The organism is Bacillus sanguinis (assembly GCF_018332475.1).
In the GTDB taxonomy this organism is placed as follows: Bacteria; Bacillota; Bacilli; order Bacillales; family Bacillaceae_G; genus Bacillus_A; species Bacillus_A sanguinis.
Genome location: NZ_BOQB01000466.1, coordinates 1 through 1,849, shown reverse-complemented (window position 1 = coordinate 1,849; position 1,849 = coordinate 1). Strand labels below are relative to the sequence as shown.

Annotated in this window: 3 protein-coding genes; all 3 read left to right on the top strand. The window is 32.4% G+C overall.

Annotated elements, in window-relative coordinates:
- The coding region (locus tag KI369_RS27735; protein ID WP_212958845.1) for an ATP-binding protein at positions 1 to 580 on the top strand (580 nt) is incomplete at its 5' end.
- Positions 577 to 1,284, top strand: a complete 708-nt coding sequence (locus tag KI369_RS27730; protein WP_212958843.1) for a response regulator — start codon at positions 577 to 579, stop codon at positions 1,282 to 1,284. The genes KI369_RS27735 and KI369_RS27730, both read left to right, overlap by 4 nt.
- Before the next feature lie 122 nt (positions 1,285 to 1,406).
- The coding region (locus KI369_RS27725) for a 2-hydroxycarboxylate transporter family protein (RefSeq protein WP_212958841.1) at positions 1,407 to 1,849 on the top strand (443 nt) is incomplete at its 3' end.

Here is a 1,849-nt window from a genome sequence, read left to right as displayed (position 1 = left end):
ATTTATGAATAAAATGCATGTCGTATTAGGTCTTACACACATGAAGCAGTATGAAGAATTACAGAAGTATATAAGCGGTATGGTATCAGAGCATCAATATGAAATTGGTGGGGTTATGGAGAGAATAAAAAGTCCAGTATTTGCTGGTTTTTTACTTGGGAAACTTAGCTATGCTAGAGAAAAAAATATAAAATTAATCATAAGTGAAGATTCTTACATGCCGGAAATAGATGATGAAAGTATTATTCATGAACTAATTACGATTGTCGGAAATTTAATTGATAATGCATTAGAGACAGTGACGAATTGTGAAAAGAAGCAAGTTGAACTTGAGATACAATATGGGGATACATTAATCATTACAGTACAAGATACGGGGAAAGGTATACCAGAAGAAGAAATAGGGGCATTATTTACGAAAGGTTATTCCACAAAGGGAGATAACCGTGGTTATGGTTTGTATCTTGTAAAAGAAAGTATCCAGCGAATAAATGGGGAAATTTATGTGCATTCATTAGTAGGAAAGGGAACAACGATAACAATTGAAATACCTAAAGGTAGGGATGAGAGGCAAATATGATTAAAGTTTTAATTGTAGAAGATGACCCGATGGTAGCAATGTTAAATACGCATTATTTAGAGCAAGTAGGAGGGTTTGAACTTGTTCAAGCAGTTAATTCGGTAAAATCGGCGATAGAAGTATTAGAGGGATTACGAGTAGATTTAGTATTACTTGATATTTTTATGCCTGAAGAGACTGGATTTGAGCTTTTAATGTATATTCGGAACCAAGAAAAAGAAATCGATATTATGATGATTTCAGCTGTACATGATATGGGGAGTATTAAAAAAGCATTACAATATGGCGTAGTAGATTATTTAATTAAACCATTTACATTTGAACGATTTAAAAAGGCGTTAACTATATATCGAGAAAAGCTTACCTTCATGAAAGAACAACAAAAAATTAGTCAATCGGAATTAGATTCGTTAATTTTGCAAAAAGAAAAAAGAGAGCCTACTGTCACTAAAGAGCTTCCGAAAGGATTAACGAAGCAAACGTTGCAATTAATTTGGCAGAAGATCGAGTCGCTGAATGGACGAGCGTTTACAACAGATGAAATGTCACAATTAGTTGGGATTTCAAGAGTTTCTATTCGGAAATATGTAATGTTTTTAACTGACATTGGAGTGTTAGAAAACGAAATGATGTACCAACATGTGGGGAGACCTGTAAGTAAACTAAGATGTGTTGATCAAAAGAAAATAGAGTTTTACGTATAAGCGACTTATTATAAGTCGCTTATACTTTTTTTAGTTACAAAATCAATTACAAAACTTACAAAAACTATTTTTACTATTGAAAGCGTTTTAATATTGTTATTAAGAAAACAAGGGGGTGCCATATGGGAATTCAAAAGAATGTGGAAGCGGTATCATTTTCTGAAGGAAATGAAGTACAAAGAGAATCTTTCGCTTCTAAAATTATGAATGTAAAAATCGGTGTTATACCTTTACCGTTATATGTAGTATTGGCTGCTATTATTTATGGGGCATCTGTATATAATAAATTACCAGCAGATATGATTGGTGGATTTGCGGTTATTATGATCATGGGTATTTTCTTAGGTGACATTGGGATGAGAATTCCAATTTTAAAAAATATCGGTGGTCCAGCAATACTTTCGTTATTTATTCCATCATTACTTGTATTTTTTAACTGGATGAATCCAGCTTCAATGGAAGCTGCGACTATGTTAATGAAAAAATCGAACTTTTTATATTTATATATTTCTTGTTTAGTAGTCGGAAGTATTTTAGGAATGAATCGTAAAGTGTTAGTACAAGG

Excerpts from the sequence above, each read along its gene's own strand:
- KI369_RS27730 (WP_212958843.1), top strand. The coding sequence starts at position 577 with ATGATTAAAGTTTTAATTGTAGAAGATGACCCGATGGTAGCAATGTTA.